At 61.8% G+C, this 21794-nt stretch carries 24 protein-coding genes; 12 read left to right on the plus strand and 12 right to left on the minus strand.

The features are described 5' to 3' along the window. Positions 1-11: 11 nt before the first annotated feature. The 8 genes from AB1462_RS11865 to yegS all read left to right on the plus strand — a co-directional run bounded on the left by AB1462_RS11865 (position 12) and on the right by yegS (position 5292). The gene (locus AB1462_RS11865) at positions 12-800 is read left to right on the plus strand and encodes a ParA family protein (protein WP_090399980.1); all 789 of its coding nucleotides are present in this window, start codon (positions 12-14) and stop codon (positions 798-800) included. A 2-nt stretch (positions 801-802) separates the two neighbouring features. Beyond that, on the plus strand, positions 803-1621 hold the full coding sequence (locus tag AB1462_RS11870) for a CheW domain-containing protein (RefSeq protein ID WP_146371552.1): 819 nt from the start codon (positions 803-805) through the stop codon (positions 1619-1621). A gap of 81 nt (positions 1622-1702) precedes the next feature. Beyond that, entirely contained in the window at positions 1703-2185 is a 483-nt protein-coding gene (locus AB1462_RS11875) for a chemotaxis protein CheW (RefSeq protein WP_005790025.1), read from the plus strand. After that, complete coding sequence (locus AB1462_RS11880) at positions 2186-2578, plus strand: DUF2802 domain-containing protein (protein WP_090399978.1); 393 nt, start codon at positions 2186-2188, stop codon at positions 2576-2578. It begins immediately after the preceding gene. 463 nt (positions 2579-3041) lie between these two features. After that, entirely contained in the window at positions 3042-3350 is a 309-nt protein-coding gene (locus tag AB1462_RS11885; protein WP_090409756.1) for a hypothetical protein, read from the plus strand. A gap of 24 nt (positions 3351-3374) precedes the next feature. Continuing rightward, positions 3375-3695, plus strand: coding sequence for a hypothetical protein (locus tag AB1462_RS11890; RefSeq protein ID WP_090399976.1), 321 nt, complete (start codon positions 3375-3377; stop codon positions 3693-3695). A 33-nt stretch (positions 3696-3728) separates the two neighbouring features. Further along, positions 3729-4274, plus strand: coding sequence for a hypothetical protein (locus AB1462_RS11895; RefSeq protein WP_090399974.1), 546 nt, complete (start codon positions 3729-3731; stop codon positions 4272-4274). A 97-nt stretch (positions 4275-4371) separates the two neighbouring features. Next, entirely contained in the window at positions 4372-5292 is a 921-nt protein-coding gene (gene yegS, locus AB1462_RS11900) for a lipid kinase YegS (protein WP_315337926.1), read from the plus strand. Here the strand turns inward: yegS and AB1462_RS11905 are convergent. The 3 genes from AB1462_RS11905 to AB1462_RS11915 form a co-directional block, all read right to left on the minus strand. Then, the gene (locus AB1462_RS11905; protein WP_090399971.1) at positions 5251-5910 is read right to left on the minus strand and encodes a response regulator transcription factor; all 660 of its coding nucleotides are present in this window, start codon (positions 5908-5910) and stop codon (positions 5251-5253) included. The genes yegS and AB1462_RS11905 overlap by 42 nt on opposite strands. Further along, entirely contained in the window at positions 5907-6800 is an 894-nt protein-coding gene (locus tag AB1462_RS11910) for a sensor histidine kinase (RefSeq protein ID WP_090399969.1), read from the minus strand. The genes AB1462_RS11905 and AB1462_RS11910 overlap by 4 nt, the downstream gene beginning before the upstream one ends. A gap of 356 nt (positions 6801-7156) precedes the next feature. Next, positions 7157-7606, minus strand: a complete 450-nt coding sequence (locus tag AB1462_RS11915; protein ID WP_186731528.1) for a hypothetical protein — start codon at positions 7604-7606, stop codon at positions 7157-7159. Between the two features lie 550 nt (positions 7607-8156). Between AB1462_RS11915 and AB1462_RS11920 the strand changes: the two genes are divergently transcribed. Beyond that, the gene (locus tag AB1462_RS11920) at positions 8157-9092 is read left to right on the plus strand and encodes a chemotaxis protein CheV (RefSeq protein ID WP_027603884.1); all 936 of its coding nucleotides are present in this window, start codon (positions 8157-8159) and stop codon (positions 9090-9092) included. Between the two features lie 39 nt (positions 9093-9131). Continuing rightward, entirely contained in the window at positions 9132-9938 is an 807-nt protein-coding gene (locus tag AB1462_RS11925; protein ID WP_090399967.1) for an MOSC domain-containing protein, read from the plus strand. A 63-nt stretch (positions 9939-10001) separates the two neighbouring features. Here the strand turns inward: AB1462_RS11925 and AB1462_RS11930 are convergent, their stop codons facing one another. The 8 genes from AB1462_RS11930 to AB1462_RS11965 form a co-directional block, all read right to left on the minus strand. Further along, positions 10002-10286, minus strand: a complete 285-nt coding sequence (locus AB1462_RS11930; RefSeq protein WP_090399965.1) for a pyrimidine/purine nucleoside phosphorylase — start codon at positions 10284-10286, stop codon at positions 10002-10004. A 64-nt stretch (positions 10287-10350) separates the two neighbouring features. Continuing rightward, a complete protein-coding gene (locus tag AB1462_RS11935) occupies positions 10351-10893 on the minus strand; it encodes an exonuclease domain-containing protein (RefSeq protein ID WP_090399963.1) in 543 nt (180 codons plus the stop codon). 74 nt (positions 10894-10967) lie between these two features. Further along, positions 10968-12857 carry an acetyl-CoA carboxylase biotin carboxylase subunit gene (locus AB1462_RS11940; protein ID WP_367246763.1) on the minus strand — a complete coding sequence of 630 codons (1890 nt, stop codon included), beginning with the start codon at positions 12855-12857 and terminating at the stop codon, positions 10968-10970. 275 nt (positions 12858-13132) lie between these two features. Then, positions 13133-13894 carry an enoyl-CoA hydratase-related protein gene (locus tag AB1462_RS11945; protein ID WP_259195040.1) on the minus strand — a complete coding sequence of 254 codons (762 nt, stop codon included), beginning with the start codon at positions 13892-13894 and terminating at the stop codon, positions 13133-13135. Beyond that, on the minus strand, positions 13891-15048 hold the full coding sequence (gene atuD / locus AB1462_RS11950) for a citronellyl-CoA dehydrogenase (RefSeq protein WP_367246764.1): 1158 nt from the start codon (positions 15046-15048) through the stop codon (positions 13891-13893). The genes AB1462_RS11945 and atuD overlap by 4 nt, the downstream gene beginning before the upstream one ends. 14 nt (positions 15049-15062) lie before the next feature. After that, the gene (atuC, locus tag AB1462_RS11955; RefSeq protein ID WP_090399955.1) at positions 15063-16679 is read right to left on the minus strand and encodes a geranyl-CoA carboxylase subunit beta; all 1617 of its coding nucleotides are present in this window, start codon (positions 16677-16679) and stop codon (positions 15063-15065) included. Between the two features lie 3 nt (positions 16680-16682). Further along, entirely contained in the window at positions 16683-17555 is an 873-nt protein-coding gene (locus AB1462_RS11960; RefSeq protein ID WP_090399953.1) for an SDR family oxidoreductase, read from the minus strand. 12 nt (positions 17556-17567) lie between these two features. Next, entirely contained in the window at positions 17568-19346 is a 1779-nt protein-coding gene (locus tag AB1462_RS11965) for an acyclic terpene utilization AtuA family protein (protein ID WP_315337929.1), read from the minus strand. Between the two features lie 153 nt (positions 19347-19499). On the opposite strand from AB1462_RS11965, the gene AB1462_RS11970 reads away from it, so the two are divergent. Together AB1462_RS11970 and AB1462_RS11975 are read left to right on the plus strand one after the other, a co-directional pair. Further along, positions 19500-20123: a TetR/AcrR family transcriptional regulator gene (locus AB1462_RS11970; RefSeq protein ID WP_090399949.1), complete on the plus strand. Its 624-nt coding sequence runs from the start codon at positions 19500-19502 to the stop codon at positions 20121-20123. A gap of 93 nt (positions 20124-20216) precedes the next feature. After that, entirely contained in the window at positions 20217-21005 is a 789-nt protein-coding gene (locus AB1462_RS11975; protein ID WP_259195035.1) for an ABC transporter substrate-binding protein, read from the plus strand. 2 nt (positions 21006-21007) lie between these two features. On the opposite strand, the gene AB1462_RS11980 is transcribed toward AB1462_RS11975, so the two are convergent. Beyond that, positions 21008-21559: an RNA polymerase factor sigma-70 gene (locus AB1462_RS11980; RefSeq protein WP_027603895.1), complete on the minus strand. Its 552-nt coding sequence runs from the start codon at positions 21557-21559 to the stop codon at positions 21008-21010. Positions 21560-21794: the final 235 nt, after the last annotated feature.

A 21794-nucleotide genomic window follows, 5' to 3' on the forward strand; every position in this document is an offset into this window, starting at 1 on the left:
GAACCATCCGAATGAGAGTCTGGGCAGTTGCCAATCAAAAAGGTGGAGTCGGCAAGACCACCACCTCCATCGCTTTAGCCGGCTTGCTGGCCGAGGCGGGCAAGCGTGTGGTCGTGGTCGACCTCGACCCCCACGGCTCGATGACCAGCTATTTCGGCTACGACCCGGATGCGCTCGAGCACAGCAACTACGACTTGTTCCTGCACAAAGGCAACGTACCGTCCGACCTGCCGGGGCAATTGTTGCTGCCGACCAGCAACGAGAGTATTTCCCTGCTGCCGTCGAGCACCGCGCTGGCCACCCTTGAGCGCCAGTCGCCGGGGCAGAGCGGCCTGGGCCTGGTGATCGCCAAGACCCTGGCGCAACTGTGGCAGGACTTCGACTACGCCATCATCGACAGCCCGCCGTTGCTCGGCGTGCTGATGGTCAACGCCTTGGCGGCCAGCCAGCAACTGGTGATCCCGGTGCAGACCGAGCACCTGGCGGTCAAAGGCCTGGAGCGTATGGTCAGCACCCTGGCGATGATCAACCGTTCGCGCAAACAGGCGTTGCCGTACAGCATCGTGCCGACCCTGTTCGACCGCCGCACCCAGGCGTCCCTGGGCACCTTGCGCGTACTGCGCGACGCCTACCCGGAGACCATCTGGAATGGCTACATCCCGGTGGACACGCGTCTGCGCGATGCCAGCCGTGCCGGGCTCACGCCGTCGCAGTTCGACGGCAAAAGCCGTGGCGTGCTGGCCTACCGTGCATTGCTCAAGCACCTGCTGTCCCAGCAACTTGTGGCGCAGGTGGCCTGATGATGAACCGTCCCGTCGAACTCAAGGTCAAGACCCGGCCGCAACTGGCACTGGAATCCTACCTGGATGCCTTGCTGCAGGACGCGACCGCCGAAGAATTGTCGGAACCGATGCTGGTGCTGGAACCGGCGGTCGAAGTGCCGTCCTCGAGCAGCCTCGATGAGTTCCAGTTGGCTGTATTGGAGGAACAGGCCCGTGATGCGCACGTCGCGCCGGTGATCGTGCCGGCTGTTGTGCCGGTGGCCGTCCCGGTGGTCACGCCCGTCGCGCCTGCGGTGGTCGAGCCGATTGTGGAAGTGCACCTGCCACCGAGCATCACGCCACCTCCGGTGAGCGGTGATGATCGGCCGGCCTGGGCTGCCGAACCGTTCGAATGTTTGCTGTTTGATGTCGCCGGGTTGACCCTGGCGGTGCCGCTGGTGTGCCTGGGCTCGATCTATTCCCTGGAAGGCCAGGAGTTGACGCCGTTGTTCGGGCAGCCGGAGTGGTTCCTGGGCATCCTGCCGAGCCAGGCCGGCAACCTCAAGGTGCTGGACACCGCGCGCTGGGTGATGCCTGACCGCTACCGCGATGACTTCCGCCAAGGCTTGCAATACGTGATCTCGGTGCAGGGCTACGAATGGGGGCTGGCAGTGCATCAAGTCAGCCGTTCGCTGCGCCTGGACCCGAATGAAATCAAATGGCGCAGCCACCGGGGCCAGCGGCCTTGGCTGGCAGGTACCGTGATCGAACACATGTGCGCCTTGCTGGACGTTGCCGAACTGGCCGAGTTGATCGCCAGCGGTGCCGTTAAAGCGATGCCGGTGAACAAACGCAGTTGATTGGACAATAAGGGCCGCACGCGCGTGCGGCCAAAAGAAGTACACACGCCGCCTACATCGGCATTTGAAGGGGTCACAGCTATGAACAAGTCAGCGTCCGCACAAGGTTTGGATGATCCGATCCTGCAATGGGTTACCTTCAAACTGGACAACGAAACCTACGGTATTAACGTGATGCGCGTGCAGGAAGTGCTGCGCTACACCGAAATCGCTCCGGTTCCAGGTGCGCCAAGTTATGTGCTGGGCATCATCAACCTGCGCGGCAACGTGGTGACGGTGATCGACACCCGCCAGCGTTTTGGCCTGGACACGGTCGAAGTCAGCGACAACACGCGTATCGTCATCATCGAAGCCGACAAGCAAGTGGTCGGGATCATGGTCGACAGCGTCGCGGAAGTGGTCTACCTGCGCCAATCGGAAGTGGAAACCGCGCCGAACGTGGGTAACGAGGAATCGGCCAAGTTCATCCAGGGCGTGTGCAACAAGAACAACGAACTGTTGATTCTGGTTGAGCTGGACAAAATGATGAGCGAAGAAGAATGGTCGGAACTGGAGAGCATCTGATTGTTCCTTGAGGTCGCGGTGATTGTCCTGGCCCTGTTGTGGGCCGGGACCTTGGGTTTTCTGCTGCGCTCTATACGCCAGCAGCGCGAATTGGCGATGCAGCAGGCCGAGCGCGATGCGGTGCGTGATCGACGTGTGCTGGAGCTGGTCAAGCGGGTTGATCACTTCCAGCAGAGTGCGGTGAGGGTCGGGGACGAGGTGCATGAACTGCGCGCCATTCTCGCGCCGTTGCCGGACAAGCTGGCGCAGATCGAGCAGCGTGACCCTTCCAGCCTGTCATTTGCCCAGGCGGCGAAGCTGGTGGGCATGGGCGCTACGGTGGATGAACTGACCCAGTCGTGTGGCTTGACCCAGGCTGAGGCGCAGTTGATGAGTAAATTACACAAAAGCTGATTGCGCCGTGTATACCGTGCAAAACCTCTCTATGCCTTGAAGTAGAGCCTTCGGGCTTGAAGTTCCTGGGTGTCGGCTGCGGCTGATTGTGTCGAATGTGTCACAGTGCCATGTTTCGCCATGGCACTTTTACGTCTTTGTGATGACCAACCTGCGCATGTAGGAAGTTTCATTCACAAGGATGCGAAATGTCTGTCGCCCCCCTCTCGAGCAAAACCCTCTGTTTTGCTGCCGTCTTGCGTCGCCACCTCCGCGCTTACCGCGCAATCAAACGCCGTGCTTCAAGATCGACCGCGTAGTGCTCAGTGGCGATCAGGCCGAAGATGTCCAATGAATCCTGTCGATGATCCGGTGCAAGGACGTTGCGTCCGTGCCAGCGGCATTAACCTGACGTTGAGCCATGGGCAATGCCAGGGACGCGCTGGCGCGTGAACGATCTACGCAAACCATGAGGAAGAACGCGATGTTCAGGAAGAGCCTGCTGTTGAGTGTTTACGCGGTGTTATTGATTGGCTGCACGGGCAGGGGCTTTCAACCGCCGCCGCCTGATTTTATCTATTGGCAAAAGAGCGGGGTCTCTGTAGAGGGCGTCAAGAGCAGTATGCTCGCGTGCGGGTACGAGAATGTGGCGGGCACGGGCGGCGGCTCAATCGACGAGAGACTTAGGAGCTTCTACTGCATGAAAGATGCGGGCTTCACACGCAAAGATAACTTGGACATGTGCAAGCTTGGCCGCGCTGGCGAATCACCGGTGTGCGAAGGCCGCCGCTGATCCAACACTAAAAGGAAGCAAGGCATGAACGATCTACGCAATGGACTGTACGGCGTCGCATTGGCGGTGGCAGGGCTGGGCGGTTGCGCCTCGTCGATGACGGTCACCGGCGAGCCGGGGGTGAAGATGGGCCAGAGTTACGCCCAGGTGCTCGCGGTGGTCAGCCGAAACAACGCTGTGACCAAGCAAGTTGATGGACAAGGCTTCCGGGCTGAGGGTTATTCGCCGATGTTCAAGGACTGCCGGATCAAGTACTTCATCTTCCAGGGCGCTGATGGCTTGCAGCAGGTGAAGTACGAGCCGGCGCCAGAGCTGTCGGTCAACCAGAATTGCCGTCAGCCGTAAGCGGCCCTTTATTCCTCTGCGAGTTGACTGCTGATGAGCCTTTTACGTGTGGTTCCCGTGGCGTTGCTGGTACTGCTGACCGGCTGCGGCCAGGTGGCGAACATCCGCTCCCTGTCCACCGGCTACGTTGCACCGCAGACCGGCGAGACCGCCCGCGTGCGGTTGATCACCGATGGTCTGGTGCGCGCGGTGCCGGGGCGTGATTGCCTGGACTGGAACGTGCCGGGCGCCGGGGTGATGGCGTCGACGAAAGCGGGCTTCCCGGATCACAACGGTGAAAGCCTGGGCATGCCTGGGCCGATTTATTCGTGGGCGGCTGCGGTGTCGTCGGAATTGGTGGTGCCGGCGAACACGCCGATCGCCTTTCACTACCTGGGGCAATTGCAGTATTCCCGGCAATGCTCCGCCAGCATGGCCTTCGTGCCTCGGCCCGGGGTGGATTACAGGGTGCAGGCGTCTATGTATGCCAATTGTTCGATCCAGTTGCATGAACTGCCGGCGGGCGCCAAGCAATGGGTCGCTGTGGAGCCTGCGTCCAAGGGCAAGCTGTCGATGTGCAGCGCGATGGATAACTTCTAATCAGTCGCTGGATTAATTTTTCAACGCCCATGGCTTTTTTTCGGTCGCCCAAGGTCCACATCCTTCAAGCACCTTTGAATCCAGGAGTAAGCCATCCATGACCACACCCAAGGCACTGTTGATCCTCCACGGCAAGCAAGCCCTCAACGAGGACGTGCGCAGCGCCGTGCTGGCCCGGCGCGAGCAGGGTTGGGAGCTGGCGGTACGGGTGACCTGGGAGGGCGGTGACGCAAAGCGCCTGGTCAAGGAGGCCTTGGAGGGCGGCTATACCCACATCATTGCCGGCGGCGGCGACGGCACCTTGCGCGACGTGGCCGAGGCCATGGCCCAGGCCAAGGGCCACGCCAGCCTGGTGCTGATGCCTCTGGGGACCGCCAATGATTTCGCCAAGGCTGCCGGCGTGTCGTTGGAGCCCGCCCAGGCCCTGGCGTTGCTGGACGTGCCGCCCAGGGCGATCGACCTCGGCCAGGTCGGCGGGCAGATTTTCCTCAATATGGCCACCGGCGGCTTCGGCAGCCAGGTCACCGCCAATACCTCCGAAGATTTGAAGAAAGTCCTCGGCGGCGCCGCCTACCTGTTCACCGGCCTGACGCGCTTCAGCGAGTTGAAGGCCGCCTATGCCGAGCTGGACGGGCCGGATTTTCACTGGAAAGGCGAGCTGTTGGCGCTGGGCATCGGCAACGGTCGCCAGGCGGGCGGTGGGCATGTGCTGTGCCCTGGGGCATTGGCCGACGATGGCTTGCTAGACGTCAGTATCCTGCCGGCGCCCCAGGAAGTAGTCGGCACCTTGCGCGAGCTGATGGGCAACGGTTGGGAGCTGGACGCGATGTTCGTGCGTGCGCGCCTGCCGTGGGTGAATATCAAGGTCGCGCAGGGCTTGTACATCAACCTCGATGGCGAGCCGCTGGAAGGTGACGACCTGCACTTCGAGGCCTTGCCCAAGGCCCTGCGCGTGCATCTGCCGGTGGGTTCGCCCCTAGTCGTCCAGGCTGATGATCTGCTCGCGCACGGCAAATAGCACCAGGCCCGCCACATCGAATATCTGCAGGCGCTTCATGATTTGCGAGCGGTGGGCTTCGACGGTCTTGATGCTCAGGCCCAGGCCATGGGCGATCTCCCGGGTGGATTTGCCGCGCACGATCAGGCGCAGGATTTCCAATTGGCGGGCCGTGAGGTTGTGGCCGTGGCCGGCGGGCGTTACCGGCCCCTGGCTGCGCACCAGGGCCTGGTTGATCACGGTATGGGCGATCGCCGGGCTCAGGTAACGCTCGTTGTTGCGCAAGGCCAGCAGCGCGTGTTCCAACTCGTTGGCGGTGGTGTCCTTGAGCAGGTAGCCGTGGGCGCCGGCCTCCAGCGCGCACATGATCAGCTCCGGGTCGGTGTGCATCGACAGGATCAGCACCTTGCTCTTGGGGTGCACCCGCTTGAGTTGCTGTAGAGCGTCCAGGCCACTGGTGTGTTTCATCGACAGGTCCAGCAGTACGATGTCCGGCAGCAAGGCATTGAACTGCTCGAGCAATTGCGCGCCATCGCTGGCTTCGCCGGTTACCGTGTAGCCGGGAATATCCTGGATCAGCGCACGTACGCCGGCCCGGATCAGTGCATGGTCATCCACCAGGAGTAATGTGCAGCTCACTCGATAACCTTAGGGGCGCTGGCCCGTTCGAGGGCGCGGGGCGCCCAGGGGAAAATCGCGTCGATCCGTGTCCCGTTGCCTGGCTGGCTGCTGACGGATAATGAACCGCCCAGCTGATCAATGCGCTCGGACATGCCTGCCATGCCCCGTTGACCTTCCAGACCGGGATTGATAGCGGGTGAAAAGCCCTTGCCGTCATCGCAGATGGTCAGCGACAGGCCCTCGGGCAGGCGTTGCAGGCGCACCAGCAGATTGCGCGCCTGGGCGTGGCGCAGCATGTTGGTCACGGCTTCCTGGGTAATGCGAAAGGCTGCCACGGCCATTTCTTCCGGGATGCCGGTCAGTCGTTGCTGGCATTCAAGGCTCCAGTGCACCGGAGTGTTTTCCAGGGTCTTGAGCAGGTGCGCGCGCAGGCTGGCCTCCAGGCCCAGGCTGGCGAGCTGGCGGGGGTTGAGGATGGCGGATACGTCGCGCACCTTGGCCAGGGTCTCATTCAAGGTGTTGCACAGGATACTGCACTGGCTTTGCAGCTCATCCGGCAGGCGGCGCTTGAGCCATTCGCTTTGCAGCTTGGCGGCAGTCAGCAACTGGCCGATATCGTCATGCAGTTCGCGGCTGAGGCGATGGCGTTCGTTTTCCTGCACTTGCAGCAGGCGATCGGCCAATTCCTGAGGCTGGAACTTGATGGATTTACGCGAGCGCCACTGTTGCAGGCCAACCACCATTAAGGTGGCCAGGTTGAGCAGCAGCACCATCAGCGGCAGCGGCGCGGAACGGCTGTAGGCCCACAGGCTCAGCAGGAGCGAGCCAAGGCACAGGGCGAGGATCAAACGGCGTGCGTGACTGCGGGACGCGGCCCTTGCAATGAATGTCTTAAGGCTGGCATGCATAGCGGATGGAGCCAATGAAGGTTCGCTGCGGGAAGACCGGTCGCGGCTGACCGGGCTCTGTTTGGAATACGTTCTTGAATCGTTCTCAAGCAGGCTGAAGTTCAGTTACTCCGAGCGCAGGCATAGTACCACCACTCTTACCGTTGGTCGCCAGGTGCCTTGCGTGGTGCGCTTATTTAAACGCGCAAAAACTCCGGGAAGGGTAATCCCAGAGTTAATGAAGTGAGGTTGTATTATTTTAAAGGGTTTGTATCGTTAATGGCTAATTGATATTAACGCGCCACGCCGTTCCAACGAAATTAGTTGGATTCGTCGTTTTTAGATAACCCTGTGCTTGAATGCGACCTGATAACGCCTCAAGACAAATGATGCATACGTTGTTGCGGCTTGTAACTGAAACCCTTTTGCGGAATTTGTAAGGTGACCGTGTCAATCAACTTGGTCTGTTCTTCTTTATCCATGGTCAGTTGGCCTGTTTTCGCATCGATCAGTTCCAACTGCCAGGCCAGCAATGTCAAGCAGTCATGCAGGGCCTCCAGGGCTTGATCATGTAGCTGCAAAGGGTTTTCGGCGTTGGCGATCACGTCCTGGATATGCCGCGAAAACTCGCTGATCGCTTGCAGGGCCAGACAATCGGCCTTTTCGGCGAGCTTGATCAGGCTGGTTTTCATGCAGTCGATGGCGTCACTGTCGTTGCGGATCAAATGCAGGTGGCTCAGGCATTCTTCCGACTTGGTCAGCAGCTTTTGAGCCTCGTGCAGGAACTCTGGAAGTGCAACTTGCCACTCGTTACCGTCGTTCATCATGCAAGTCTCCACAACATAAGGTCGGGTGATGAGAGGTCGCACCGGGTGAATGGCGTAAAACTACCGCTGAAAGATAACGGGAATCTGTAGGTCGCTTCTGAGTTTTCAGTAGGACGTTTATTTGAATGACGGCGACGGCTGTGCGTGGCCCTCGTGAGCGGGCTCGATTGCACACCTTCAGTTGCCGCGACGTGAACGTCTGGAAGACCCGTGGGTCGAGGACTTGGGATGGCAAACAAAAGCCTGACTCCATTCATGCAATGAGAATGGCGTCACATTAATGGCTATTAGATACTGCGAATATCAGGTTGGGCCTGATTGTGCATAGGGGAATCCCTTACATAGCGGAACCTTGCGTCGATTTGAGTGTCGCGCAACGTCGCTGCACCGCCGTATTAACAGGCTTCAGCAGTAAAGCATGATGTCAGTGTGACATCAATGAATTTACCTGGCATTTTACCGGGGTCAAGGTCCGGCGTTTGCCGCCGATAACAAGCTAACTGCACAAACACTTCGCGCATTACTTTCCAGCGCACACCAGGAGCTCTTAATGGCCGGCATTCTCGACACGGTAGACCAACGCACGCAACTGGTGGGTGAGAATCGCCTGGAGATCCTCATGTTTCGCCTGGCCGGGCGGCAACTGTTCGCTATCAACGTGTTCAAGGTGCAGGAAGTCCTGCAACTGCCCAAGTTGACCCTGATGCCCCAGCGCCACCCCTTCGTGTGCGGTGTGGTCAACCTGCGTGGCCAGACCCTGCCGGTGATCGACTTGTCCCAGGCTATCGGCATGCGTCCGCTGGTGCCGGGCCCTAACAGCACCATTATCGTCACCGAGTACAACCGCTCGGTGCAGGCGTTCCTGGTGGGCGGCGTGGACCGCATCGTCAACATGAACTGGGAAGCCATCCTGCCGCCGCCGACCAGCGCCGGGCGCCAGCATTACCTCACCGCCATCAGCAAGGTCGATGACCAGTTGGTGGAGATCATTGACGTGGAAAAAGTCCTCGCCGAGATCGTGCCGTACAACGCCAAGGTTTCCCGCGAAAAGCTCGACGACCCGGTGCTGGAACGCGCCCGTGGCCGCGAAGTGCTGCTGGTGGACGACTCCAACGTGGCCCTGTCGCAATTGCGCGACACCCTCGGCCAACTGGGCGTGAAGATGCACATCGCCAGCGACGGCCTCAAGGCGCTGAACATGCTCAAGGCCTGGGCGGACGCCGGCCATGTCATGACCGACAAGCTGCTGATGATCTTCACCGACGCCGAAATGCCCGAGATGGACGGCTACCGTCTCACGACTGAAATCCGCAACGACCCACGCCTGCGCAAGCTCTACGTGGTATTGCACACCTCGCTGTCGGGCAGCTTCAACGACTCGATGGTGAAGAAGGTCGGATGCGACAACTTCCTGTCCAAGTTCCAGCCGGACAAGCTGGTGGATGTGGTCCGTCAGCGCCTGATGCTGGACGAAGCGTCCGCTTGACCTTAGGGTGACGGCTTTGCCCCTCAGGAATGCAGGCTCATGCTTCGTCTCAGCGCGTTGTACCGTTACCCCTTGAAGTCCGGCAAGGCCGAGATCCTGCAACAGATTGGCCTGGATAAGCTCGGGTTGGACGGGGACCGACGCTGGATGCTGGTGGATGAGGCCAGCGGGCGTTTCCTCACCCAGCGCGCCGTGGCGAAGATGAGCCAGCTGTCGGCGCTGTGGAACCGCAGCGGCGGCCTGACCCTGAGTTCGCCTGGCTACGCGCCACTGGACGTGGCGTTGCCGGGCAGCGCGGCGCAGTTGCGCGGCGTGACCATCTGGCGCGACACCTTGCGTGTGCCGGACGCCGGCGACGAAGCCGCCGCGTGGGTCAGCGAGTTTATCGGCAAGCCCACGCGGCTGGTGCAGATCCCCCTGGAACGTGCCCGCACCACCCAAGCGGGTTACGGCCGCGATGATGACCAGGTAGCGTTTGCCGACGGTTATCCGTTGCTGGTGATCGGGCAAGCGTCCCTCGACGACCTCTCGCAAAAAGTCGGCCGTCCCATGGACATGCTGCGTTTTCGCCCCAACCTTGTGATCGAGGGCAGCGAAGCCTTCGCCGAAGACGGCTGGAAGCGCCTGCGCATCGGTGATGTCGAGTTTCGCGCAGTCAAACCCTGCTCACGCTGCATTCTCACCACCATCGACCCGCACACCGGCGAGCGCAGTGCCGACCGTGAGCCTTTCGTGACGCTGGAGGCCTACCGCAAGACCGAGGACGGCGCGATTTTCGGCCAGAACCTGGTCAACGATGGCGTGGGCCGCCTGGAAGTGGGCATGCCGGTGATCATCCTCGAATAAGTCATGCGCCCATAAAAAATGCCCGTCTCGCAGGAGACGGGCATTTTTTTTGCGGCGCAGCGATCAGCCGCGGTATTCGCACAGGTAAGCGGTGTCTACCGCGACCTTCAGCTGGAACTTGCTGTTGGCCGGCACGTTGAACTGGCTGCCGGCGGCGAAGGTTTCCCAGTCATTGGCATCGGGCAGCTTGACGGTCAGGGCGCCGGACACCACGTGCATGATTTCACGCTGGGCGGTACCGAATTCGTATTCACCCGGGGCCATCACGCCGAGGGTCGCCGGACCTTCTGCAGTGCCGAAAGCGATCGACTTGACGGTGCCGTCGAAGTACTCATTGACTTTAAACATGTGCGAATCCTCGGAAAAAGGGTCTGGAAAGGTCAGCCAGTATGCCCAAGGCCAGGGAAGCTGCCTAGACCGGCAAAATCAGTGGCAGCAGGCGCGCGGTGTTGCGCGCATCTTCCAGCGCTCGATGTTGCTGGCCCTGGAACTGCATCCCCGCCAATTGCAGGGCGCCATTGAGTCCTGGCGGCTTGTCCAGGCGCCGGGCCTTGGCGAAGCGCTGCTTGAGGTTCACATGGGGGGTGGTGGCCATGACGCTGGCCAGGCCATGGCGCTGCCATTCGAGCTCAAGCTGCACGCGATCATAGTCACCCCAACTGGCCCAACCTTCCAGGCGCGCCTGATGCTGGCCCAGCCAGCGCTCGAACAGCGGCCACACCTCGGTGAAGGGCGCGGCGCCGTCGATGTTTGCCTGGGTGATATGCGTCAGTTGGCGACAAAAGGGCGTGAGCAATGGGCGGCGCAGCGGCCGCACAAAGCGCTGGAAGTGGTCCAGCTCGCGGCCCTGGCGGTTGACCAGGCTCGCGCCGATCTCGATGACTTCCATCTCCGTCACGGGCCAGCCGCCTTCATCCGTTGTGGCTTCAAGGTCAATAATCAGCCAATGAGGCATCGTGCAGGTTCCCGTACTCGTCCTTTCCTGTTGGGGATAGAGCGTAGCCCGGCCTTGTAGTTCCGACTAGGTGGTTATTCGATCTCCAGTAAAACCTGGCGATTGCGTACCTGATCGCCGGCTGTGACCTGTACGGCCTTGACCACGCCGTCCATGCAGGCCTTGAGTGGGTGCTCCATTTTCATGGCTTCGAGCACCAGCAGCAGTTGGCCTTTGCTCACGTGTTCACCGGCGCAGACGCGTACGTCGACGATGGCGCCGTCCATCGGAGCCTTGACGCTGCCGCTGCCGCTGGCGGTATCGGCCTGGCGGCTGGCGACTTGCTGGGTGCGGTTGGTCACGGTCAGGCCGGGCAGCCACAACTGGTTGCCATCGAGGTGGTAAGCGATGCGGCGGCGAATGCCGTTGAGCACCAGGGTGGCGTGACGGCCGTCGGTGCTGAGCGGCAGGGGCGCGGCGGCGATGGTGTGGGGTTCGCCGTCAACCTCAAGGCGAAAGGTGCAGGGGATACTGGCGTTGTTGCGCCATCCCGCCAGGCTTTGGGGATGCCGGTCGGCGCTGTGTTGGTAAAACAGCGCGGCGGCCAGGGCGAGTTGATCACTCGTCGCTGCCTGGCGCGGTATTTCGCTGAAGTGCTCGGCGATAAACCCGGTACTGAAATCGCCGCCGATAAAGTCTGGGTGCTTGAGCAAATCCGCCAACAACCGCTGGTTGGTCGTCACCCCCAGCAGCAGCGTGTCTTCCACCGCCCGCAGCAATTTGCGCCGCGCTTCTTCGCGGGTGGCGCCATGGGCGATGATTTTGCCGAGCATCGGGTCATAGAACGGGCTGATGGTTTCGCCTTCGCGCAGCCCATGGTCAACCCGCACACCCACAGCCGGCTCCCAGCGCAGCACCTCACCGGTTTGCGGCAGGAAGCCCTGGGCCGGGTCTTCGGCGTACAGGCGTACTTCCATGGCATGGCCGTTCAGGCTTACCTGCGCCTGCTTGAGCGGCAGCGGCTGGCCGGCGGCGATTTGCAGTTGCCAGGCCACCAGGTCGAGGCCGGTGATCAGCTCGGTGACCGGGTGCTCCACTTGCAGGCGGGTGTTCATTTCCAGGAAGTAGAACCGGCTGTTGCGGTCGAGCAGGAACTCCACGGTACCGGCGCCGACGTAATTCACTGCGCGTCCGGCCTTGAGCGCGGCCTCGCCCATGGCCTGGCGCAGTTCGGGCGTCATCACCGGGCAGGGCGCTTCCTCGATGACTTTTTGATGGCGGCGCTGGATCGAGCAGTCGCGTTCACCAAGGTAAATCAGGTTGCCGTGGCTGTCGCCGAACAGTTGGATCTCGACGTGACGCGGCTCGATCAGTGCCTGTTCGAGGATCAGTTCGTCACTGCCGAACGCATTCATGGCCTCCGAGCGAGCGATGTGCAGATTGTCCAGCAGCGCCTCTGGCTGGTGGACCAGGCGCATGCCACGCCCGCCGCCGCCGGCGCTGGCCTTGATCATCAGCGGGTAGCCAATGTGCTCGGCTTCACGTTGCAGGCAAGTATCGTCCTGGGCGTTGCCTTGGTAGCCGGCGATGCAAGGCACTCCGGCCTCCAGCATGGCCAGTTTGGACAGGCGCTTGCTGCCCATCAGTTCGATGGCCTCGACGCTGGGGCCGATGAAGGTCAGGCCGGCGTCTCGGCAAGCGCGGGCGAAGCCGGGGTTTTCCGAGAGGAAGCCGTAGCCGGGATGGATGGCGTCGGCGCCGGTTTTTTCGGCGGCCTCGAGGATGGCTGCGATGTTGAGATAGGACTGTTGCACCGGGGCGGGGCCGATGCACACGGCTTCGTCGGCCATCTGCACGTGCAGGGCCTGGGCGTCGGCGTCGCTGTAGACGGCGACGGTGCGGTAGCCCAACGCTTGGGCCGTGCGTTGGATGCGGCAGGCGATTTCGCCGCGGTTGGCGATCAGGATTTTTGTGAACTGCGGCATTTTTTGCTCCGTGTGTATATCCGTTATTTAGGTCACGGCCACTTAGGGTTCCGCCTTTACGGCGGCTCACTTTTGGAAGGACCCAAAAGTAAGCAAAAGGGCTCTTTTCCAAAAGTGACCCGCCGTAAGGGCGGAACCTTAAGCAGCCGTTACCGCAGCAACGGATATGTACTCACCCAAACCCCAAAAAGCGGCCGGCCCGAAGGCCGCCACGGCAGCAAGCGCCCTCGCCACAGACCACTGAAAATTGTGTAGATACCCATGCTCAGCGGGCGTCATTTGCACCACCCAGGCTTGCGCTTCTGCACAAACGCCTGCGTCCCCTCAATCCCTTCTGCACTGGTCACCGCCTCGGCAAACCACTGCGCCGCCTGGTCCAGCAGCGGCCCCAATGGCTGTTCCACGCTGGCCAGCAGCAGCGCCTTGGTGCGCGCGTTGGCACCGGGCGCGCAGCGCAGCACCTGCCCCAGCACCTCATCCAAACGCTCCGCCAATGCCTGTGGATCGCACTCGGTGAAGTGCACCAGCCCCAGCCGTTGAGCTTCCAATCCATCAAAGCGTGCGGCGGTGAGTGCCAGTCGTCGCGCTTGGGTCAGGCCGATACGCTTGACCACAAACGGCGCAATCTGGGCCGGCAGCAACCCCAGGCTGGTCTCCGGCAAACCGAACTGCGCCTGGTGATCGGCAATCGCGATGTCGCTTACGCAGGCCAGGCCAAACCCACCGCCCAGCACGGCGCCTTGCAGCACGACGATCACCACTTGCGCCACGGCTTCCACTTCTTGCAGTAACGTGCCAAACGCCCGGTTCAGCGCCTGCAATTGATTGCCGGCGCTGACCAGATCCTTCACATCGGCGCCCGCGCAAAAGTGCCCGCCTGCGCCGCTGATCACCACCGCGCGTACCTGGCTGTCCAATGCCGCCAGCACCGCGCGCAGTTCGTTGACCATTTCCAGGCTCATGGCATTGCGGCATTCGGGCCGGTTGAGAGTGATGTGCAGCACGCCGTTATGGGGTTCGAGCAGCAGGGTATTCATGGCTTTTTCCCAGGCAAAGTGCCCATCAGTTTGCAGATGATGCCCAGCATGATTTCGTCGGCGCCGCCGCCAATCGACACCAGGCGCACGTCGCGATAAGCGCGGGCCACCGGGTTGTCCCACATGAAGCCCATGCCGCCCCAGTATTGCAGGCAACTGTCGCTGACTTCGCGGCCCAGGCGCCCGGCCTTGAGCTTGGCCATGGAGGCCAGGCGCGTCACGTCCTGGCCCTTGATGTACTGCTCGGTGGCCTGGTAGACCAGTGCGCGCAGGCATTCGATTTCGGTAGCCAGTTCGGCCAGGCGGAAGTGAATCACCTGGTTGTCGATCAGCGCCTTGCCGAAGGTCTGGCGCTCCTTGCAGTAGGCGATGGTGCTGTCGATGCAGTACTCCAGGCCCTTGATCATATTGGCTGCGCCAAACAGGCGTTCTTCCTGGAACTGCAGCATTTGCATCATGAAGCCCGCGCCTTCGTGGCCGATGCGGTTGCGCTGCGGCACGCGCACGCCGTCGAAGAACACCTGGGCAGTCTCGGAGCTGTGCATGCCGAGCTTTTCCAGGGGCGGGCTGACGCTGATGCCGGGGGTGTTCATCGGCACCATGATCAGCGACTTGTTGATATGCGGCTTGTCGTCGGAGGTGTTGGCCAACAGGCAGATAAAGTCGGCGCTGGGCGAATTGGTGATCCACATCTTGCTGCCGTTGATCACGTAGTCATCGCCGTCCTTGCGCGCATGGGTCTTGAGCCCGGCCACATCGGAACCGGCGCCGACTTCCGAGACGCCGATGCAGCCGACCTGCTCACCGCTGATGGCCGGGCACAGGAATTCTTCGCGCAACTCATCGGAGCCGAAGCGGGCGAGGGCGGGGGTGCACATATCGGTCTGCACGCCGATGGACATGGGGATGCCACCGCAGCGAATGGTACCGAACTCTTCGGCTGCGACGATCGAGTAGCTGTAGTCCAGGCCCATGCCACCGAATTGTTCCGGTTTGCAGATCCCCAGCAAACCGAGGTCGCCGGCCTTGCGGAAGATGTCGTGGATGGGGAAGCGCCCGGCTTTTTCCCATTCGTCCACATGGGGGTTGATCTCGCGGTCCACGAAGGCGCGGACGGTGCGGCGCAGTTCCTGGTGTTCCTGGGTGAAGATCATTTTTATTGTTCTCCTTAAAAACGCGCCACGCCGAAGCTGTTCGGCTGCAATGGCCGGACTTCGGCCTCGTGACAAATATCCAGCAGAAACCCCAGCAGCGTGCGGGTGTCCCGGGGATCTATCAGCCCGTCGTCCCACAGGTTGGCACTGCCATACAGTGCGGTGGACTGGCTGTCGAGCTTCTGCGCGGTGACCTGCTCGAGCATGTCCAGCACTTTGGGATCGGGCACCAAACCGTCCTTCAGCTGTTTGGCCTCGGTGACAATCCGCAGCACCTTGCCCGCCTGCGCACCGCCCATCACCGCTGTGCGGCTGTTGGGCCAGGCGAAGATAAAACGCGGGTCCAGGCCGCGACCGCACATCGCATAGTTGCCGGCGCCGTACGAGCCGCCGACCACCACGGTGAGTTTAGGCACCCGCGCGTTGGCCACCGCCTGGATCATCTTCGCGCCGTGTTTGATCACCCCTTGCTGCTCCGATTCGGTACCGACCATGAAGCCGGTGGTGTTGTGCAGGAACAGCAGCGGCGTGCGGCTCTGGTCGCACAGCTGGATAAACTGCGCCGCCTTGCTCGCGCCCTTGGGCGTGATCGGGCCGTTGTTGCCGATCACGCCGACCGCGCGGCCTTGAATGTGCAGATGGCCGCAGACGGTATGGGCGTCGAACTCTCCCTTGAACTCGAGGAACTGCGAGCCGTCGGCCAGGCGCGCTAGGATTTCGCGCACGTCGTAGGGCTTTTTCGGGTCATCGGGGATCAGCCCCAGCAGGTCGTCGATGGGGTACAGCGGTTCCTGATATGCGCGTTTTGGCGCCAGCGGCAGGCGGTCATTCCAGGGCAACAGGCTGACGATTTCTCGCACGATGCGCACGCCGTCGGCGTCGTTTTCCGCCAGGTATTCAGCGGTGCCGGCGATTTGCGCATGCATCTCGGCGCCGCCCAACTCCTCATCGGTGGCGACTTCACCGGTCGCCGCCTTGAGCAACGGCGGGCCGGCGAGGAACAGCTTGGCCTTACCGCGTACCACCACCACGTAATCCGACAGCCCTGGCTGGTACGCACCACCGGCGGTGGCCGAGCCATGCACCACGGTGATCTGCGGCAAGCCCATGGCCGACATGCGCGCCTGGTTGGCAAAGCTGCGTGCGCCTTCGACAAAAATCTCCGCGGCATAGTTGAGGTTGGCGCCGCCGCTTTCGGCGAGGGTCACCACCGGCAGTTTGTTTTCCATGGCGATCTGTTGCAGGCGCAGGGATTTTTTCAGGCCGGAGGGCGAAATGGTGCCGCCCTTGATCGCGCTGTTGTTGGCCACCACCAGCATGCGCACGCCGCTGACGTAGCCGATACCGGCGATCAATCCACCGCCGGCGGCGCTGCCGTCCTTGTCATCATGCAGCTTGTAGCCAGCCAGGCTCGCCAGTTCCAAGAACGGTGCGCCAGGGTCCAGCAGCAGGTTGAGGCGCTCGCGCGGCAGCAGTTGGCCGCGTTTGTCGAACTTAGGCTTGGCCTCCTGGGCCTTGCTCAGCAGGGCCTGTTCCAGCTGGTGCAGGTGTTGGATGCCAGCCAGCATGGCGGCGCGGTTTTGCGCAAACAGCGGGCTGTGGGGATCGATCAGGCTGTCAATCGCCGGCATGGTTTATTGCTCCCCCTTGAGCACATCGGGCAAGTACGCGCGGTGGAAACCGTTGAACGCTTCACTCGGTGGTTGCGCCTTGTGCAGCGGCCAGGCACGGCTGCCGAGGCTGGCGGCGCCGTCGATACGCAGGGTGCTGCCGCTGATAAACGCGGCGGCAGGGCTGAGCAGAAACACGATGGCGGCGCTGACTTCCGACTCGGTGCCGATGCGCTTGAGCGGCACGTGTTCACGCAGGGTGGGGATCACTGCCTTGAACGCGCCTTCGTAGGTGTCCATGCCGCTGGACGCGATCCAGCCCGGCGCCACGGCGTTGACCCGCACCCCGGCGCACCCCCACTCGAAGGCGGCGGTCTTGGTGAAGTTGTCCATGCCCGCTCGCGCCGCACCGGAGTGGCCCATGCCGGGCATGCCGCCCCACATGTCGGCGAGCATGTTGACGATGGCCCCACCGTGCTTGCTCATCGACTGGTTGAATACTTCCCGTGCCATCAGGAAACCGCCGACCAGGTTGGTGCGCAGCACGGTTTCAAAACCCTTTTGGTTGATCGACGCCAGCGGCGACGGATACTGCCCACCGGCGTTATTCACCAGGCCATGGATCGGCCCGTGCGCGTGAATAAGCTGTGTGACCAGCGCCTTCACCGCCTCTTCGTCACGAATGTCGCAGGCCTGCCAATGTGCGGTGCCGCCGTCTTCGGTAATTTCAGTCGCGACCTTGGCGAGTTTTTCCGGCTTGCGCCCAACGAGGATGACCTGGGCCCCCAGGGCCGCCAGCTCATGGGCGGTGCAGCGGCCAATCCCGCTGCCACCGCCGGTGACGATCACGGTGTGGCCCTGGAACAGGCCGGCTTTGAAGATCGAGTCGAAGGCCACGGCAGCGCTCCTTTAAGTGAGTTGATCGGCGATGTGTTGCGGCACGGCGATGGGGATTTCCAACAGTTGCTGGGCGAAGGCCTTGCCCTGGGGATCGATGCGCAGGCTGGCGATGCCGCCGCCGCCGAGGGCGTTTTCCAGCAGGAAGTTGAGGCTGTGGCTGCCGGGCAAATACCAGCGTTCGACGCGGCCGTGCACGGGGTCGAGCACGTGGCCCATCCAGTCGACGAGTACCTCCGGGGTCAGCGCTTCGGCGATCCACGGCAGGTACTCGGGGGCGCGGGCGATGACCCCGATATTGCTGTGGTTGCCCTTGTCGCCGGAGCGCGCCACGGCGAGTTTCACCAGCGGTACGCTTGCGTCGGCGCGGCCTTGGGGTTTGGGCGGGTCCATCGGGGCGGCAGGCAGGAGCGGGGCGTCAGCGATGGGCAACGCGCAGACGTGGCGTTGGCCCTGGAAGTCGATCACCACCTCGCAGGCGGCCTTATCGATCATGAACGAGAACAAGCGGATCAACGGGTAGACCGTTGGCCGCCCGCCGACAATCCCGGTCAGTCCCGGCGCCATCCCGGTGGCAGCCTGGGCGATCTCGCGGGCGAACAACACCAGCGCCTGCTTGCTCGGGTGTCGCACCGCCAGCTTGACCACCACCTCACGGCAGTCGTGGCGCAGGGCGTGAGCGCCATACGTCGCTTCGCTGCCGAGCAGTTCGATGTTCACGTCGGTGTAGGGCGCCCAACCGCGCTGGCTGAACAGTTCCGAGGTCTTGTTGATGATCGCCTGGCTGACCCGCTCGGCCTTGGCCACCGCATCGATCCCGGCGATCAGGCAACTGGCGGTGCAGCGAAAGCCCTCCGGGTAGGTGGCGCTGACCTTGTATTGCGCGGTCGGCGGCAGGCCCTTGGCGCCGTGCAGGCGTACGCAATGTTTGCCTTGCTGCTGCAGCTTGACCTGGCTGAAGTCGCAGATCACATCGGGCAGCAGATACGCGCGTGGATCGCCGATTTCATACAACAGCTGTTCGGCCACGCTCAGTTCGCTGATCAGGCCACCGCTGCCCTCGACTTTATTGACCGTGAACTGGCCGTCGGCGCTGACGTCGACGATGGGGAAACCGATGTGCTCGTAGTCGGGCACATCGCGCCAGTCGGTGAAGTTGCCGCCGGTGCACTGCGCGCCGCATTCGATGATATGCCCGGCCAAGGCTGCCTGGGCGAGGCGATCGTAGTCCTGCCACGACCAACCGAATTCATGCACCAACGCCGCGCTGACCACCGCGCTGTCGACCACCCGTCCAGTGATGACGATGTCCGCGCCCAGTTGCAGCGCCTGCGTGATGCCTGGTGCGCCGAGGTAGGCATTGGCGGACACGCACATCGGCGGCAGCGGCGCGCCGTTGAACATGTCGGTGATGCCGTGCCGGTGCTTGAGCCGCGGTTGCAGGTCATCGCCCAGCAGCACGGCGATTTTCAGCGGAACTTGGGCTTTATCGCAGGCAGCTTGCAGGGCAGCGGCGCAGGCTTGGGGGTGGATGCCGCCGGCGTTGCTGATCACGCGGATGCCCTGGCGTTGGATCTCGGCCAGCAACGGCGTGAGTACCTCGACAAAATCCGTGGCGTAGCCGGCCTGGGGATCTTTCATCCGGGCACCGGCGAGGATCGACATCGTGACTTCCGCCAGGTAGTCGAACACCAGGTAATCCAGCTTGCCGCCGTGCACCAACTGCGCGGCGGCAGTGCAGGTGTCGCCCCAGAAGGCGCTGGCGCAGCCGATACGAACCGTTTTGCTCATGAGAAATCCTTCCTCGAATGGCTGGTAATGAGACTACCAAGCAAGCGCTTGGTTTGTAAACTCTGGTCACAAGTTTTAGCCAAGCGCTTGCTTGGGTGACTGGCACGGCCTAAATTGCCGGCCAAGACGTCAGTAGAAGTAGAGGAGAGCAGCATGGATGAGCACAAAGCCCTGCGGGTAATGCGCACCATGGTCGACGGCGGCCAATTGACCGACCCCGACAGTGCCCGGGGCAAGTTGCTGCAAACCGCGGCTCACCTGTTTCGCAACAAGGGCTTTGAGCGCACCACCGTGCGTGACCTGGCCAGCGCCGTGGGCATTCAGTCCGGCAGCATCTTTCATCACTTCAAGAGCAAGGATGAGATCCTGCGCGCGGTGATGGAGGAAACCATCCACTACAACACGGCCTTGATGCGCGCCTCGCTCGAGGAGGCGACCAACGTGCGCGAACGTGTGCTGGCGCTGATTCGCTGCGAGTTGCAGTCGATCATGGGCGGCAGCGGCGAGGCCATGGCGGTGCTGGTGTATGAATGGCGTTCGCTGTCGGCCGACGGCCAGGCCCACGTGCTGGCCCTGCGCGATGTATATGAAGACATTTGGCTGCAGGTATTGGGCGAGGCCAAGGCGGCGGGCTACATCAAGGGCGATGTATTTATTGCGCGCCGCTTCCTCACCGGGGCCTTGTCCTGGACCACCACCTGGTTTCGCGCCGAGGGCAGCCTGACCCTGGAGCAATTGGCCGAAGAAGCCTTACTGATGGTTTTGAAGGCCGATTGAGGCGCAAGCTATTAATTTGCCGACGGAAAGTTGTCTCGCTGGACAAAAACGCCTAGCTTATCGCCATCGATGTATTGAACGGTGTGTGCCTTGATGTTATCGCCATGGCGGTTGGCTGCAGGACTTACTTTATGGGCACTCGGCACCGCAGCATGGTTGCCGGCTTCGGCTGCGCAACTGGTGCGCATCGGCGCGGCGCATTTCCCGCCCTATACCGTGCGCCCAGAGAAGGGCGCCGACACCGGTTTGTTACCGCAACTGGTGGAGGCCCTGAACGCCTCGCAAACCGACTACCAGTTTGTGTTGGTGCCCACCTCCATCCCCAGGCGCTTCCGCGATTTCGAGCAGGGCCGGGTCGACGTGGCCATCTTCGAAAATCCTGCCTGGGGCTGGCAGAAAATTCCCCACACCAGCGTCGACATGGGGCTTGAGGATGCGGAAATCTTCGTCGCCCAGCGTGATCCCGGCCGTGACCAACGCTATTTCGCCGACCTGGCCGGCAAGCGCCTGGCGGTGTTCAGCGGTTATCACTACGCCTTTGCCAACTTCAACCCCGACCCCAAGTACATGGCCGAGCACTTCAACGCCACGTTGACCTACTCCCATGACAGCAACCTGCTGATGGTTGCGCGCGGACGTGCGGACATCGCCCTGGTGACCCGTTCGTACTTGAGTGACTTCATGGCGCGCAATGAGGATATGGCCGGGCAGTTCCTGGTGTCGGAGCGCATCGATCAGGTTTATCACCATTACGCGTTGCTGCGGCCCAAGGCGCCGATCACGGGCGAGGCGTTTTCGGCGTTGCTCAAGCGACTGCGCGATAGCGGCGAAATGCTGAAGATTTTCGAGCCGTATCGCATTGATGTGATGGCGGTGCCCTGAGGTCAAACTCGACGCGCAAACGTATCGCTATGGTTGCCCGACACCTTGCGGCAGTGCACCAGCGCATCGCGAATCATGAAGTTCACCAACGTCGGTGAAACCCCCAATTCCTTGGCGATGTCCTTTTGCGGCACGCCGTGCAGGCGGTACATCTCGAACGCGTAGCGGGTGCGCTGGGGCAACTCCGTCAGCGCGTCGGCGATGTTTTCCAGGGTATTGAAATTAATGTGGGAGGTTTCCGGTGAAGCGCCGTGAATAACCACATTCAAGCCTTCCTCTTCCGTCCCGGAGTATTTGAGCTCCAGGGCCTGCTTGCGGTAGTGATCGATCGCCAGGTTGCGCACGATCTGGAACAGATAACTCAGTTGGGCCTTGAACGATGACGTGATCGTCGGCGCCGATTGCAGGCGGAAGTAGGCGTCCTGCACGACGTCTTCGGCTCGGGAGCGGCACCCGGTAATACGTGCTGCGATCTTCACCAAAATCAGCCGATTGTCTACGAACGCCTGGAGAAGCGGTGAGTCGCACCTGCCTGTGGATACTTGTTCCGTCATGGAAAATCACCTTGTCGCGAAGAAGTTAGGGGAGGGCGTCCTTGCTGAAGCCTCCTACACATCGGGCAACAAATTATGCTTAATGATAATGATTGTCAAATGAGAAGACGAACTAATCTTATGCTTTCTTGTTCGGTGTGAACCACCCCTCACAGGTAACCGGCGACTAATTATTTGCCGGTGCCGTCCGTTCTTCTGGGTGACAGGGCCGTTAGTCAAGCGGCCAGGGATCAGC

Source organism: Pseudomonas sp. SB113 (genome assembly GCF_040754745.1).
Taxonomy (GTDB): Bacteria; Pseudomonadota; Gammaproteobacteria; order Pseudomonadales; family Pseudomonadaceae; genus Aquipseudomonas; species Aquipseudomonas grimontii.